The organism is Sphingomonas sp., from assembly GCF_032114135.1.
Lineage (GTDB): Bacteria > Pseudomonadota > Alphaproteobacteria > Sphingomonadales > Sphingomonadaceae > Sphingomonas.
Genome location: NZ_DAMCTA010000001.1, coordinates 1,211,481 through 1,224,546 on the forward strand (window position 1 = coordinate 1,211,481; position 13,066 = coordinate 1,224,546).

The following is a 13,066-nucleotide window of genomic DNA, read 5'->3' on the forward strand; positions in this document are numbered from 1 at the left end:
GCCCTGGGAGAGGGAAACGAACATGGCTGCAACCAACAGGTTCGATGCGATCGTCATCGGCTCGGGCGTTAGCGGCGGCTTTGCCGCCAAGGAACTGACGCAAAAGGGCCTCCGCGTCCTGATGCTCGACCGCGGCCGCATGGTCGAGCATGGCGAAGGCTATCCGTATGACGGCAAGCCCGCCTATGAGGTGCCCGCGCACAACATTATGCCCAAGCCGCTGCAGGAGCGCGATTATTTCATCGCCAAGCGCGGCTATGTGCAGCCCAGCAACATGGGCTTCTACAATAACGATCGCATGAACCCCTATGCGTTCGACGAGGGCAGCAAATTCTACTGGATCCGCCCCGGTGCGGTGGGTGGCAAGTCGCTGATCTGGGGCCGCTGGAGCTTCCGCTGGGCGCCCGAGGATTTCGACGCGAACAAGCGGGAGGGCGTCGATGGCGCCTGGCCGATCGGCTATGACGACATCGCGCCCTGGTACGCCAAGGTCGAGGATTATATCGGCGTCTCGGGCTCGCGCGAGAACCTGCCCTATCTGCCCGACAGCAACTTCCAGCCGCCGATGCCGATGAACGTCGCCGAGAAGTGGCTGAAGGAACGGCTGGAATCCAAGTTCCCGGGCCGCAAGCTGATCAACACCCGCCTCTCGAACATGACCGAGGACAAGCCCGACCAGGGCCGCACCAAGTGCCAGTTCCGCAACCAGTGCGGCAATGGCTGTTCGTTCGGCGCCTATTTCTCGACCCAGGCGGTCACCCTCCCCGCCGCCCGCGCGACCGGCAAGCTGACGCTCCAGTCGGACGCGGTGGTGACCAACCTCGAATATGACGCAGCGAAGAAGCGCGTCACCGGCGTGCGCTATGTCGATGCCAAGACCGGCCAGGCGCAGGTCGTGAATGCCGACCTCGTCTTCCTCTGCGCTTCGGCGATGGGATCGAACCAGATCCTGCTCAACTCGCGCGCCCAGGGCAGTGAGCGCAGCCATTTCGACAGCAGCGGCACGCTGGGCCGCTATGTCATGGACCATATCTTCCGCGTCGGCATCGACGGCGAGATTCCGGGCATGACCGACCTGATCGAATATGGCCGGCGCCCGGGCGGCGTCTACATCCCCCGCTTCCGCAACGTCGGCGGCGAGGAAGGCGTGGGCTTCAAGCGCGGCTATGGCTATCAGGGCAGCGCTTGGCGCCAGCCCGCGGGCCCGGTGGGCTTCGGTGCCGAGATGAAGCACGGCATGCGTCGCTACGGCCCCTGGCGGTTCAGCATGGGCGCGTTCGGCGAATGCCTGCCCTACAAGGACAACCATGTCTCGCTGCACCCCAGCAAGGTCGATCGTTTCGGGGTGCCGCTGATGCGCTTCGACGTGACCTTCCGCGAGAACGAACTGAAGCTGATCGCCGACGCCAAGGTGCAGGGCGAGGCGATGCTGCGCGCTGCCGGTCTGCAGAACGTGACGAGCAACGAGGGCGAGCATGTCCCCGGCGACGCCATCCACGAAATGGGCGGCGCGCGCATGGGCACCGATCCGCGTAATTCGGTGCTAAACGGCTTCAGCCAGGCGCACGATGCGCCCAACCTCTACGTCACCGACGGCGCCCAGATGGCCTCGGCCTCCTGCGTCAACCCGTCGCTGACCTTCATGGCGCTGACGATGCGCGCCGCGGACCACGCGGTGAAGCAGCTGCGGGGCTAAACCGAGGGAGCGCGCCCTTGGGGCGCGCTCACTTCGCATCAGAATTTTGAAAACCTGGCTGGGGCGGGAGGATTCGAACCTCCGAATGACGGTACCAAAAACCGTTGCCTTACCACTTGGCGACGCCCCACCGGGAAGCGGGCTTATAGAGCCTCAGAACAGACGTTCAAGCCACCCATGCGGATCCGGCGCCACCCCGCGCTGGATTCCCACCAGCTGCTCGCGCAAGCGCTCGGTGAGCAGACCCGGGCCGCCATTGCCGATCTGGAAGTCGAAGCCCGACCCGCGCACCGCGCCGATCGGCGTCACCACCGCGGCGGTGCCGCAGGCGAAGGCCTCGCGCAGGCGGCCGCTCTTGGCGTCCTGGCGCCACTGGTCGATCGTGTAGCGCTCCTCGCGCACCTCGACGCCCGCACCGCGCGCCAGCGTGATCAGCGACTCGCGCGTGATGCCCGGCAGGATCGTGCCCGAGAGCGGCGGGGTGGCGATGCTGCCGTCGTCGAAGACGAAGAACACGTTCATGCCGCCCAGCTCCTCGACATAGCGGTTCTCGACCGCATCGAGGAATACCACCTGGTCGCAGCCCTGGCGGATCGCCTCGGCCTGGGCGACCAGGCTGCCGGCATAGTTGCCGCCGCACTTGGCCGCACCGGTGCCGCCCGGCGCCGCGCGGGTGTAGTGATCGGACACCCACAGCGTGACCGACGGCGCGCCGCCCTTGAAATAGGCCCCCGCCGGCGACGCGATGACGAGGTACAGATATTCGCTTGCCGGCTTCACGCCGAGGAAGGTCTCGCTCGCGAACATGAAGGGGCGGAGATACAGCGAGGCGCCCTCGCCTTCCGGGATCCAGTCGCGATCGGCTTTCACCAGCGCGCGGATCGACGAAAGGAACAGATCCTCGGGCAGCGGCGTCATCGCCATGCGCTCGGCCGATTCGCGGAAGCGGCGGGCATTCTCGGCCGGGCGGAACAGCCCCGCCCCGCCATCGGGCAGGCGATAGGCCTTGAGGCCCTCGAATATCTCCTGCGCATAATGGAGCACCGCGCAGGCCGGATCGATCTGGAGCGGCGCATAGGGCTGGATGCGCGCATCGTGCCAGCCCTTGTCTGCCGAGTAGCGGATCACCGCCATGTGATCGGTGAATACCTTGCCGAAACCGGGGTTCGCGAGGATCGTCGCGCGCTCGTCGCCGCTGCGCGGGTTGGTGTGGGCTTCGAATTCGAAATCCAGGATCATCGCGTCTTGCATCACTCGGTCTTTCTCGTCCCCAGAGCCTCGGGTTGCGCAGGACTAGGCGCGGTGGCAGAAACGGTCAACATGGCTGCCCCAATTCCTGCCTCTCCCCTCTTCCTGCGCGAACCCGAAATCCGGCGCGGGATCGAGCTGCTTTATTTCGGCTATTCGCACCTCACCCGCTCGATCGACGACGGGCTGGCGCGCCAGGGGCTGGGCCGGGCGCACCACCGCGCGCTCTATTTCATCGCCCGCAAGCCGGACCTGACGGTGAGCGAATTGCTCTCGCTGCTGGCGATCACCAAACAGTCGCTGGGCCGCGTGCTGGGCGAGCTGGCCGAGCGCGGGCTGGTCGAGACGCGCGCGGGCACGCGCGACCGGCGGCAGCGGCTGCTGCGGCTCACCGCGGCCGGCACGAAGCTGGAATCCGAATTATTCGAGGCGTTGCGCGAAAAAATGGCCGGCGCCTATTCAAGCGCCGGCCAGGGAGCCGTCGGGGGATTCTGGGCCGTGCTCGAAGGGCTCATGCCCGAGGACGAGCGCGGCCGGGTGGCGACGCTGGGACGCTGAGCGCGCCCGCGCGCCGCCGCCTGGTTCAGGCGACCTTGAAGCCTTCCTTGTTCATCGCAAGGGTAAGTGCCTTGTTCTTTTCCTCGCTCAGCTGGGCACGGAGTTCGGGGAACAGCGTGTCCTCTTCCTCGCGAATGTGCTTTTCCAGCGCCGCGCGGAATTCCTTCACCTTCTCGAGCCACTTGGGCGAGGTGCTCGGCATGTTCTCGAGCTCGTAGAGGAACTGCTTCACATAGCCATGCTCGGCGTTGAGCTCGTCGGCCTGCTCGGTCTTGCCCGCTTCGCGGAGCGCCGGGTAGATGACATTCTCTTCCTCGATCGCATGCTTCACCAGCGCATGCTTGATGTGCGCGAGGAGCATGTTGCGGCGGATCGTCGCCTTGTCGTCGGTGGCTTCGAGCGTGTCGAACACCTTGAGCACTGCCTTGTGCTCGGCCTTGAGCGCATCGTCCCAATTGCCGGCAAGCGCGCTCGGCGCCTGCACCGCCGCCTTGCGGCCGAGCATCGCGAGCAGCCCAAGCGCCGCGCCGCCGGCCGCCGCCCCGGCGATCACGCCCAGGCTGGAACCGTTGCTGGTCTTGGCGGTGTTGTTCGCGTTGGTCTTGGTGTTACGCTTCGATTCGGTCGTCGTAGCCATGATAGCCTCCGTCGATACGTGGGATCGGGAGGTTAACCATCAGGAATAGCAGGCGTTCCGTAGCGTAGCGCGCTATTTGCGCGCCTCGGCGGCCATCTCGGCATTGCGGCGCGCGGAGGCGGCGAGCGTCTCGCGCAACAGGGTCTTCAGCGCATCGTCGCGATCGAGCACGTTCAGCCCCTCGCGGGTCGAGCCGCCGGGGCTCGCCACACGGTCGGCCAGTACGGCGGGGCTTTCGCTGGCAGCCGCGGCCATCAGGCCCGAGCCTTCGACAGTGGCGAGCGCAAGCCGCTGCGCCTGATCGCCCGGCAGGCCCAGCGCCGCCCCCGCCTCGGCCAGCGCATCGACGAAGCGGAAGACGAAGCCCGGGCCGCAACCGGCAAGCGCGGTCAGCGCATCGAGCATGGTCTCGCTCGGTACCCATTCGACAAGCCCGAGCGGCTGCATCAGCGTCTCGGCGGCAGCGCGCGCCACGGCATCGTCGCTCGGCGTGGTGAGGCCGACGACACCCTTGCCGATCGCCACCGGCAAATTGGGCATCGCGCGGACGACGGTCTGCGCGCCCAGCGCCTCCGCGAGTGTGGCGACTTCCACCCCCGCCAGGATCGAAACGAGCAGCGGCACGCCCGCCACGAATGGCGCAAGCACCGGCGCGACAGCGTGAAGCTGCTGCGGCTTCACCGCCAGCACCAGCGCGGTCGGGCGCTCGCCCTCGGGCGGCACGGTCACATGCCGCACGCCCTCCGGAACGGACGGGTTGCCCGGATCGATGACGGTGATCGCGGACGCGTCGATCCCCGCCCCTGCCCAGCGGCGGAGCATCGCCCCACCCATATTGCCGGCACCGACCAGCCAGATGCGATCGAGCAGCGCCGTCATGTCAGGCCTCGCCCTGGGTCTCGATCAGCGCCGCGGCGATCGCCTCGCTCGGCGTCTTGCCGCCCCACAGGACGAACTGAAAGACGGGGTAGAAGCGCTCGCACTCGTCGATCGCGCTTTCCACCAGCAGCTCGGCCTGGGCGAGCGTCAGCGATGCGCCCTCGTCGCCGTCGATCAGCGCGGCGTGGCGGAACAGCAGGATGCCGGTCGACGACCAGAGCTCGAAATGGCCGATCCACAGCTGCTCGTTGACCAGCCCGATCGTTTCATAGACCAGCCCGCGCCGCTCCTCGGGGACGCGCACGTCGGGGAAGCCCATGAATTGAAGCACGCCGTCGTCCTCGCGCCAGATCGCGCGGAGTTCGTACTGGGTCCAGCTGCCCTTGACCTTGGCGACGATCTCGTCGTCCTCGCGCTCATGGGTCCAGCCATGCGCGGCGAAGTAGGTTTCGAGCATGTCGATGGGCGCGGCGGCGTCGCGGTCGAATTCCGCTTCGTCTAGCATGCCCATTCAGCCCTCGGTCGTGTAGCCATGCCCGCTAGTGCCAAGCGCGCGGACGGGGCACAAGCTTGCGCCTGCGCCCCGTTGCTCAAAACTGTGGACAAGAAAGGCTCAGCCAGCGTCACGCATTCCCTTGCGTGTTCAGCTTCGCCTCGAGCGCATCGAGGCGCGCCTTCAGCGCATCGGCCTCGTCGCGCGCGGCGGCTGCCATCGCCTTTACCGCTTCGAACTCGTCGCGGCTGACGAAATCGAGCCCGCCGATCCACTCGCGGGCGCGCTCGCGGGCGCCGGATTCGGCTTCGCGGGCCACGCCGGCGAAGGTGCCGGCGGCGCCGTTCACCATCTTCACCAGATCGTCGAACAGGCGGTTGTCGGTCTGCATGTCAAAAAAACCCCACTCAAAGCGTTTCGAGCGGGATGTGGGCGTTCGGCGCCGCCGACGCAATCTTTTCCGCATCCGGATTCAGATCGCGGACCTGCGAAAACAGCACGCTCGCGAAACACACCCAGGCCAGATAGGGCAGCAGCATCAGCCCGGCGAGCGTGCGGATGCGCCAGAAGGCGACCATCGTCACCGCGACGAGCACCGCCAGCGCCACGATCACGATCAGCGCGAGATCGAGCAGGTGGAAGCGGAAGAAGATCGGCGACCAGGCGAGGTTCACCGCGAGCTGGAGGACGAACAGCACGACCGCCGCCATTCGCCCGCGCGCGCCCCGCGCACTGAGCACCAGCGCGAGCGCCAGGCCCATTAATACGTAGAGGATCGTCCAGACGACGGGGAAGGCGATGTTGGGCGGCTGGATCGCCGGCTTGGCGAGCGCGGTGAACCAGGGGTTCTGATCACCCGCGGGCGCGACCATCGCCGATCCGAAGCCGAGCAGCACCACGATCGGCACCGTCACCAGCGCGCGCCGCCAGAAGCCACGCCGCAGTTGCGCCTTCGATGCCAGTGCGTTCACGTGCCGTTTCCCCTCTGCGATCCCTCGTTCGCCCCACGCCTAAGCGATCCCAACGGCGGTGCAAAGGACCCGCCGGCCCATGCCGGCTGCATCCGCCCATATTCGGCCATTCCGGCGACCATCGCGCGGAAGGGACCCAAACCGCTCTCTTGCGTGTGCGCTAAGCGAAGTCGCCAAGCGCCCCCGCATCCTCGTCCGGAAGATCTTCCGCCGGGTTGTGGTTTCGGGTTTCCGGGCCTGGCTCGGTGGACATATCACCGGGGTCGGGCTCGTTGCCGGGAATGAGTGTCGGGTTCATGGGTTTCCTTGCCTTGCCATGTTGGAACGCATGAACGTGCAGCGATGGCGCCCGAACCCCGCCTTATTTTTTTAGCGCTCGCAGCGCTGCGATGTCCTCTATCGCCCCAATAACGGACATTCCACGGGCCGGGGTGACCGCGGTACACGCGCAGGTTATGTGAGACTGCTAATAGCGATCGGAATTCGATCAGCCTTCAGGAGAGTGTCTGTGCTTTTTCACACCATGGTCGGATCGAACGACATTGAACGCTCCAAGCGCTTCTACGATACGGTACTCGGCATCTTGGGTGCAGGGGAAGGGACGCGGAATATCGCCGACAGCGGCCATACACGTCTGATCTACAATAACGGCAACGGAACCAACTTCATCGTCAGCCAGCCCATCAACGACGAACCGGCGAGCGTTGCCAACGGAAGCACGGTCGCTTTTTCCTGCGACTCGCCCGAACAGGTAAAGCAGCTTCACGATACCGCCGTTGCCGCTGGCGGGACATCGATCGAAGCTCCGCCCGGACCGCGCGAAACGGCCTCGATGGGCACCATCGAACTGGCCTATTTTCGTGACCCCGACGGCAACAAATTGTGTGGAATTCATTTTCCTGCATGATCCATCCGACCGGGGTTCGCTTCTGATCAGAAGCGGCCCCCGATTATGCGATCCTGCGAAAGTCCGCTTTCCCCTAGAAGCGGATATGGGACCGGCGGAGATACCCTCCGCCGCGTCCACGTTTTTCTGCCACGCAGCGTACCGATAATACCCGCATGTAGCGAGCCGGTACCCACGTCCGCTTTCGCCCAGTTGCGGACATTGGCCCGGCCAGATATTTTGCGGGCGATGATCTCGGGAACTAAACTCATGTTGGCTGTTGCGGGCGGGGTGTTCATGGCCGCCTGCACCTACGCCGGTTACGCGAATGAATTTCTGAAAGGCGTTATTTCGTCTTGGAACCGCGTCACCTTGCTTTGTGGCTTTCTCTTAGGCGCCGGAGCTGTTTCGCGGTGGATCATGACTCTTGGTCTTCGACGGAATATGAAGCGAATCAAGCGTGCAAGGACCGCATGCGGGAACGGCCGCTAACCACCAATTCCGGCCGTCACGGCGATCTTCGCTAGCGCCATCGAGCGCGGCGGCCGCCATCTTGCGCCAGGATTCATGTTCCCTATATGTACCGGAAGTACCCCTTCGGGCGCCCGCTCTTTGATCCCGTCCGGTCCCCTCCTCCCGCCTCGGGAGCGACGCGCTTCGCGGGGTCGGCCTGTTGCCGGGCGCCCCGCGCGGAATTGGCACGAGCCTAAACTTCCTAAACTTCGCGCGCCCCTAAACTTCGCGTTCCCCGCAGGCCCGCCGAAAACGCGCGCGTGCCTAAACTTCCTAAACTTCGATCGGCGGCCAACGCCCGGCGCCGCGGTTCCCCCACGGCCCTAGAAAGGTCGGACGGCACGAGACCGGACCGGCGAGTTCAGCCTTATCCGCCGTCGGGCCGCACCGCCCCGATCAGGAACTCGACATTGCCTTCGGGCCCGGTGATCGGGCTGCGCGTCACGCCCAGCACCTGCCAGCCCTTGCCTTTCAGCCAGGCCGCCACCTCGGCGCAGACCCGCTCGTGCACCGCAGGATCGCGGACCACCCCGCCCTTGCCGACTTCCTCGCGCCCCGCTTCGAACTGCGGCTTGATCAGCGCCGCCAGCCGCGCGCCGGGGCGGGTGAAGCCCAGCGGCACGTCCAGCACCTTGGCCAGTCCGATGAAGCTCGCGTCGCACACCACCAGGTCGATCGGCTCGGGGATGTGCGCGGGCGTCAGGATGCGCGCGCTGGTCTGCTCGTGGACCACAACGCGCGCGTCCTGGCGCAGCTTCCAGGCGAGCTGGTTGGTGCCGCTGTCCACTGCATAGACGCGCGCCGCGCCGTTGGTCAGCAGCACGTCGGTGAATCCGCCGGTCGAGGAGCCGACGTCGATTGCCACCGCGCCGGTCACGTCCCAGCCGAAATGCTCCAGCGCATGGGCCAGCTTGATGCCGCCGCGCGACACCCAGGGGTGGTCGCGGCCGCGCACTTCCAGCGCCGCGTCCTCGGCGAGCATCTGGCCCGCCTTCTCGATCTTGCGCTCGCCGGTGAAGGCGAGCCCCGCCATGATGAGCGCCTGCGCCCGCGTGCGGCTCTCGGCGAGCCCGCGGTCGACGAGCAGTTGATCGGCGCGAAGCTTTGCCATGCCGCCCTTTAGGCGCGGCCAACGCCCCGGCGCAACCGCTCCTCCATTCGGCGCACAGCTTATTGCCCACTAATCCAGTGGGGATTATAGAAGAAGTCCGGCCAGTGCCTCCCAGGACACAAGGAGAGGAACGCAATGACGATCTTTTCGCCGATCGATGATCGCTCGCCGATCATCCTCACCGTCCCCGGCCTCGGCGGCTCCGGGCCGTCGCACTGGCAGACGCTGTGGGAGCAATCCCGCCCCGACACTCACCGAGTCGAGCTCGGCATGTGGGATACGCCGCATCGCAATGCCTGGGTGACCAAGCTCGACCAGGCGATCCGGCAGGCGCAGGCACCGGTGGTGCTCGCCGCGCACAGCCTGGGCTGTCTGGCGGTCGCCTGGTGGGCGACGCTCGCCGGGCAGACCTTCGGCACGCCGGTCGCCGGCGCGCTGCTGGTGGCGCCCGCGGATGTCGACCGCGACTCGGCACCGACGGAACTCCATGCCTTCCGCCCGACGCCGGCAACCCTGCTCCCCTTTCCCAGTGTGGTAGTGGCGAGCAGCGACGATCCGTGGATGTCGATCGAGCGGTCCGAGGATCTCGCCCGCGGCTGGGGCAGCCTGTTCGTCGACGCGGGGCCGCAGGGCCACCTCAATGCCGCCAGCGGCATCGGCTGGTGGGAAGAAGGCCAGGCGCTGCTCGACCGCCTGCTCGACACTGCCGCCGAGCGCAGCGGATCGGTGCGGACCACCGCCGAGGCGCGCTCGCTGCTGGCAATCAACGCCACCGACGCGGCCCAGGCACATTATCTTGGAGGCCACGCGGCCAGCACCGCACAAAAGGCGGCTAAATCGGCGCAAGCACACTGGTAAACGCAGGGAGGACGATCTATAGTAGACGCTATGGGAATGGCCGGGTGACGTACCCTAGAGCGGCACCCGGCCTACCCTTGCGGCGGCGGCCTGTACTTCACGAAATTGTCACATGGTTTCGCAATGGGTCACGCTTGCATTGCAACATTGCGATCGATCTTGTTCCATAGCCGGTACATCCCTAGCGCGAGCTTCGGTTGTGCGTCCGCGCGTGACAGAGCATTTCGGCAACTGCTGCCGGATCAACCACGAAATTGCGCCATGATATATTGTACCGCCGAGACCACGGGTCTATATGGCGCCCATGTCGCTGAGTACTCCTCTGGCCCGCTGGTGGGCGGGCCTGGATGGCGCCTTCGATCGTATCGCGATCGGGATCAGCGGCTTGTGCCTGATTCATTGCATCGCGACGACCGTGCTGCTGACGATCGTGTCGACCGCGGGCGGCCTGCTAAACCCGCATATCCATGAATATGGCCTGGTGCTGGCGATCGGCTTCGGCATCTACGCGCTGGGCCGTGGCATCGTGCACCACGGCTATATGGCCCCCGCCGCCGTGGGCGCGTTCGGGCTGGGCATCATGGGTGGCGCACTGAGCCTGCCGCATGGCGGGTTCGAGACCTTCTGGACGCTGGTCGGTGTGTCGCTGGTCGCGCTCGGGCACGACCTCAACCGCCGCGCGACCTATTGAGCGCAGACCCGCCGCTGCTTGCCGGAACGGGCAGCAACGCCTAGATCACTTGCATGTCCGCGCATCATCATCACGAGCACCAGGGGGCCGATCTCACCAAGGCGGCTCGCACCCGGCTGGAAGAGGCCGGCGAGCAATGGACGGCGATGCGCGAGCGCGTGTTCGAGGCGCTGGCGGGGTTCGAAAAGCCCGCCTCCGCCTACGACATCGCCGAAGCGGTATCCAAGACCGAAGGCCGCCGCGTCGCCGCCAACAGCGTCTACCGCATCCTCGATCTGTTCGTCGGTTCCAATCTGGCACGCCGGGTGGAAAGCGCGAATGCCTATGTCGCCAATGCGCACCCCGAATGCCTGCACGACTGCATTTTCCTGGTCTGTGACAGCTGCGGCCAGACCACGCATATCGACGACGATTCGATCACGAAGAACGTACGGTCCGCCGCACGGCACGCCGGTTTTTCCCCGGTCCGCCCGGTGATCGAGGTGCGCGGCAAGTGCGGCAAGTGCGACTGAGCCGCCGAACAGACCGTTCGACTTGAGTGTAACGTTGCGCTAACAAACCCCATGGCTGACCTACCCAAGACGCCGCTGCTCGACACGGTCGACACGCCGCAGGACCTCCGGAAGCTCGCACCCGCCCAGCTTCGCCAGCTGGCCGACGAGCTTCGCGCCGAAACCATCAGTGCGGTGGGATCCACCGGCGGACATCTCGGCTCCGGCCTCGGCGTCGTCGAGCTGACGGTGGCGATCCACTATGTGTTCAACACCCCCGACGACCGGCTGATCTGGGACGTCGGGCACCAATGCTATCCGCACAAGATCCTCACGGGCCGACGCGACCGCATCCGCACGATCCGCCAGGGCGGCGGCCTCTCCGGCTTCACCAAGCGCAGCGAGAGCGAGTACGACCCGTTCGGCGCCGCGCACTCCTCAACCTCGATCTCGGCCGCACTCGGCTTCGCGATCGCCAACAAGATCAACGAGGCGCCGGGCAAGGCGATCGCGGTGATCGGCGACGGCGCGATGAGCGCGGGCATGGCCTATGAGGCGATGAACAACGCCGAGGCGGCCGGCAACCGGCTGGTGGTGATCCTCAACGACAACGACATGTCGATCGCGCCGCCGGTGGGCGGGCTTTCGGCCTATCTGGCGCGGTTGATCTCCTCGTCCGAATATCTCGGCCTGCGCGAGCTGGCCAAGCGCTTCACCCGCAAGCTGTCGCGCCGCCTCACGGCTGCTGCCGGCAAGGCGGAGGAATTCGCTCGCGGCATGGCGACCGGCGGCACGCTGTTCGAGGAACTGGGCTTCTACTATGTCGGCCCGATCGACGGCCATAATCTCGAGCATCTGATCCCGGTGCTGGAGAATGTCCGCGACAGCGAGCAGGGCCCGATCCTGATCCATGTCGTCACCAAGAAGGGCAAGGGCTATGCCCCGGCCGAAGCGGCGGCGGATAAATATCACGGCGTTCAGAAGTTCGACGTGATCACCGGCGCGCAGGACAAGGCGCCGCCGGGACCGCCCGCTTACACCAAGGTCTTCGCCGACGCGCTGCTCGCCGAGGCGGAGCGCGATGCGACGGTCTGCGCGATCACCGCGGCCATGCCCTCGGGCACCGGGCTCGACAAGTTCCAGGCGACGTTCCCGGATCGCACCTTCGACGTGGGCATTGCCGAGCAGCACGCCGTCACCTTCGCCGCGGGGCTCGCCGCGCAGGGGATGCGGCCGTTCTGCGCGATCTACTCGACCTTCCTGCAGCGCGCCTATGACCAGGTGGTGCACGACGTCGCGATCCAGAACCTCCCGGTGCGCTTCGCGATCGACCGCGCGGGCCTGGTCGGCGCCGACGGCGCGACCCATGCCGGCAGCTTCGACGTGACCTATCTCGCCAGCCTGCCCAATTTCGTGGTGATGGCGGCGGCGGACGAGGTCGAGCTCGTCCACATGACCCACACGGCGGCGATGCACGACAGCGGCCCGATCGCGCTGCGCTATCCGCGCGGCAACGGCATCGGACTGACGCTGCCCAAGGTTCCGGAACGGCTCGAGATCGGCAAGGGCCGCGTGGTCCGCGAAGGGAAGAAGGTAGCGATCCTGTCGCTCGGCACCCGTCTCGCCGAAGCGCTCAAGGCCGCGGACACGCTGGAAGCCAAGGGGCTTTCGACCACCGTCGCCGATCTGCGCTTCGCCAAGCCGCTCGACGAAGATTTGATCCGTCGTCTGCTCACCACCCACGAAGTGGCTGTGACGATCGAGGAAGGGTCGATCGGCGGCCTCGGCGCGCATGTGCTGACGCTTGCCAGCGACACCGGCCTGATCGATGCCGGCCTCAAGCTGCGCACCATGCGCCTGCCGGACGTGTTCCAGGACCAGGACAAGCCCGAGAAGCAGTATGACGAAGCAGGCCTGAACGCTGCGAACATCGTCGACACGGTGCTGAAGGCACTCCGCTACAACGAGGCCGAGCTGGCCGACGGCGTACGGGCGTAACCATCTAGCCCCTCCCCGGCACGGGGAGGGGGACCA

15 protein-coding genes and 1 tRNA gene are annotated in these 13,066 nt (G+C 66.3%); 7 read left to right on the top strand and 9 right to left on the bottom strand.

Annotation, left to right across the window (positions count from 1 at the left end; translation table 11 throughout):
- Nucleotides 1-22 precede the first annotated feature (22 nt).
- Nucleotides 23-1,696 carry a GMC family oxidoreductase gene (locus tag RT655_RS05530; protein WP_313535402.1) on the top strand — a complete coding sequence of 558 codons (1,674 nt, stop codon included), beginning with the start codon at nucleotides 23-25 and terminating at the stop codon, nucleotides 1,694-1,696.
- A gap of 55 nt (nucleotides 1,697-1,751) precedes the next feature.
- Here RT655_RS05530 and RT655_RS05535 read toward each other — a convergent pair.
- Nucleotides 1,752-1,826, bottom strand: a tRNA-Gln gene (locus tag RT655_RS05535).
- A 23-nt stretch (nucleotides 1,827-1,849) separates the two neighbouring features.
- Nucleotides 1,850-2,947 carry a branched-chain amino acid aminotransferase gene (locus RT655_RS05540; protein WP_313535403.1) on the bottom strand — a complete coding sequence of 366 codons (1,098 nt, stop codon included), beginning with the start codon at nucleotides 2,945-2,947 and terminating at the stop codon, nucleotides 1,850-1,852.
- A 69-nt stretch (nucleotides 2,948-3,016) separates the two neighbouring features.
- Here RT655_RS05540 and RT655_RS05545 point away from each other — a divergent pair, with 69 nt between their 5' ends.
- The gene (locus RT655_RS05545) at nucleotides 3,017-3,502 is read left to right on the top strand and encodes a helix-turn-helix domain-containing protein (protein WP_313535404.1); all 486 of its coding nucleotides are present in this window, start codon (nucleotides 3,017-3,019) and stop codon (nucleotides 3,500-3,502) included.
- A gap of 25 nt (nucleotides 3,503-3,527) precedes the next feature.
- On the opposite strand, the gene RT655_RS05550 is transcribed toward RT655_RS05545, so the two are convergent.
- The 6 genes from RT655_RS05550 to RT655_RS05575 form a co-directional block, all read right to left on the bottom strand.
- A complete protein-coding gene (locus tag RT655_RS05550; RefSeq protein WP_313535405.1) occupies nucleotides 3,528-4,139 on the bottom strand; it encodes a hemerythrin domain-containing protein in 612 nt (203 codons plus the stop codon).
- Nucleotides 4,140-4,211: 72 nt separating this feature from the next.
- Nucleotides 4,212-5,018, bottom strand: coding sequence for a pyrroline-5-carboxylate reductase (gene proC / locus RT655_RS05555; RefSeq protein WP_313535406.1), 807 nt, complete (start codon nucleotides 5,016-5,018; stop codon nucleotides 4,212-4,214).
- Between the two features lies 1 nt (nucleotide 5,019).
- Nucleotides 5,020-5,529, bottom strand: coding sequence for a YbjN domain-containing protein (locus RT655_RS05560; RefSeq protein WP_010544228.1), 510 nt, complete (start codon nucleotides 5,527-5,529; stop codon nucleotides 5,020-5,022).
- Between the two features lie 112 nt (nucleotides 5,530-5,641).
- Nucleotides 5,642-5,902, bottom strand: coding sequence for an accessory factor UbiK family protein (locus RT655_RS05565; protein WP_313535407.1), 261 nt, complete (start codon nucleotides 5,900-5,902; stop codon nucleotides 5,642-5,644).
- 16 nt (nucleotides 5,903-5,918) lie between these two features.
- Nucleotides 5,919-6,482, bottom strand: a complete 564-nt coding sequence (locus RT655_RS05570) for a TspO/MBR family protein (protein WP_313535409.1) — start codon at nucleotides 6,480-6,482, stop codon at nucleotides 5,919-5,921.
- Between the two features lie 160 nt (nucleotides 6,483-6,642).
- Entirely contained in the window at nucleotides 6,643-6,780 is a 138-nt protein-coding gene (locus RT655_RS05575; protein WP_313535410.1) for a hypothetical protein, read from the bottom strand.
- Nucleotides 6,781-6,990: 210 nt separating this feature from the next.
- Between RT655_RS05575 and RT655_RS05580 the strand changes: the two genes are divergently transcribed.
- The gene (locus RT655_RS05580) at nucleotides 6,991-7,389 is read left to right on the top strand and encodes a VOC family protein (RefSeq protein ID WP_066763442.1); all 399 of its coding nucleotides are present in this window, start codon (nucleotides 6,991-6,993) and stop codon (nucleotides 7,387-7,389) included.
- Nucleotides 7,390-8,248: 859 nt separating this feature from the next.
- Here RT655_RS05580 and RT655_RS05585 read toward each other — a convergent pair.
- Entirely contained in the window at nucleotides 8,249-8,992 is a 744-nt protein-coding gene (locus RT655_RS05585; RefSeq protein WP_313535411.1) for a TlyA family RNA methyltransferase, read from the bottom strand.
- A 135-nt stretch (nucleotides 8,993-9,127) separates the two neighbouring features.
- On the opposite strand from RT655_RS05585, the gene RT655_RS05590 reads away from it, so the two are divergent.
- From RT655_RS05590 to dxs, 4 genes are all read left to right on the top strand, one after another.
- On the top strand, nucleotides 9,128-9,850 hold the full coding sequence (locus RT655_RS05590) for an alpha/beta hydrolase (RefSeq protein WP_313535412.1): 723 nt from the start codon (nucleotides 9,128-9,130) through the stop codon (nucleotides 9,848-9,850).
- A 304-nt stretch (nucleotides 9,851-10,154) separates the two neighbouring features.
- On the top strand, nucleotides 10,155-10,541 hold the full coding sequence (locus RT655_RS05595; RefSeq protein WP_409530242.1) for a MerC domain-containing protein: 387 nt from the start codon (nucleotides 10,155-10,157) through the stop codon (nucleotides 10,539-10,541).
- Nucleotides 10,542-10,594: 53 nt separating this feature from the next.
- Nucleotides 10,595-11,053: a transcriptional repressor gene (locus RT655_RS05600; protein WP_313535414.1), complete on the top strand. Its 459-nt coding sequence runs from the start codon at nucleotides 10,595-10,597 to the stop codon at nucleotides 11,051-11,053.
- A 51-nt stretch (nucleotides 11,054-11,104) separates the two neighbouring features.
- Nucleotides 11,105-13,030, top strand: a complete 1,926-nt coding sequence (gene dxs, locus RT655_RS05605; RefSeq protein ID WP_313535415.1) for a 1-deoxy-D-xylulose-5-phosphate synthase — start codon at nucleotides 11,105-11,107, stop codon at nucleotides 13,028-13,030.
- The last annotated feature ends 36 nt before the right edge of the window (nucleotides 13,031-13,066 follow it).

Bases quoted from the DNA above. Each gene is read 5' to 3' on its own strand.
- RT655_RS05590 (WP_313535412.1), top strand. From the start codon at position 9,128: ATGACGATCTTTTCGCCGATCGATGATCGCTCGCCGATCATCCTCACC.
- RT655_RS05585 (WP_313535411.1), bottom strand. From the start codon at position 8,992: ATGGCAAAGCTTCGCGCCGATCAACTGCTCGTCGACCGCGGGCTCGCC.
- RT655_RS05565 (WP_313535407.1), bottom strand. From the start codon at position 5,902: ATGCAGACCGACAACCGCCTGTTCGACGATCTGGTGAAGATGGTGAAC.
- proC (WP_313535406.1), bottom strand. From the start codon at position 5,018: ATGACGGCGCTGCTCGATCGCATCTGGCTGGTCGGTGCCGGCAATATG.
- RT655_RS05530 (WP_313535402.1), top strand. From the start codon at position 23: ATGGCTGCAACCAACAGGTTCGATGCGATCGTCATCGGCTCGGGCGTT.
- RT655_RS05560 (WP_010544228.1), bottom strand. From the start codon at position 5,529: ATGGGCATGCTAGACGAAGCGGAATTCGACCGCGACGCCGCCGCGCCC.
- RT655_RS05540 (WP_313535403.1), bottom strand. From the start codon at position 2,947: ATGCAAGACGCGATGATCCTGGATTTCGAATTCGAAGCCCACACCAAC.
- dxs (WP_313535415.1), top strand. From the start codon at position 11,105: ATGGCTGACCTACCCAAGACGCCGCTGCTCGACACGGTCGACACGCCG.
- RT655_RS05545 (WP_313535404.1), top strand. From the start codon at position 3,017: ATGGCTGCCCCAATTCCTGCCTCTCCCCTCTTCCTGCGCGAACCCGAA.
- RT655_RS05550 (WP_313535405.1), bottom strand. From the start codon at position 4,139: ATGGCTACGACGACCGAATCGAAGCGTAACACCAAGACCAACGCGAAC.
- RT655_RS05600 (WP_313535414.1), top strand. From the start codon at position 10,595: ATGTCCGCGCATCATCATCACGAGCACCAGGGGGCCGATCTCACCAAG.
- RT655_RS05575 (WP_313535410.1), bottom strand. From the start codon at position 6,780: ATGAACCCGACACTCATTCCCGGCAACGAGCCCGACCCCGGTGATATG.
- RT655_RS05595 (WP_409530242.1), top strand. From the start codon at position 10,155: ATGTCGCTGAGTACTCCTCTGGCCCGCTGGTGGGCGGGCCTGGATGGC.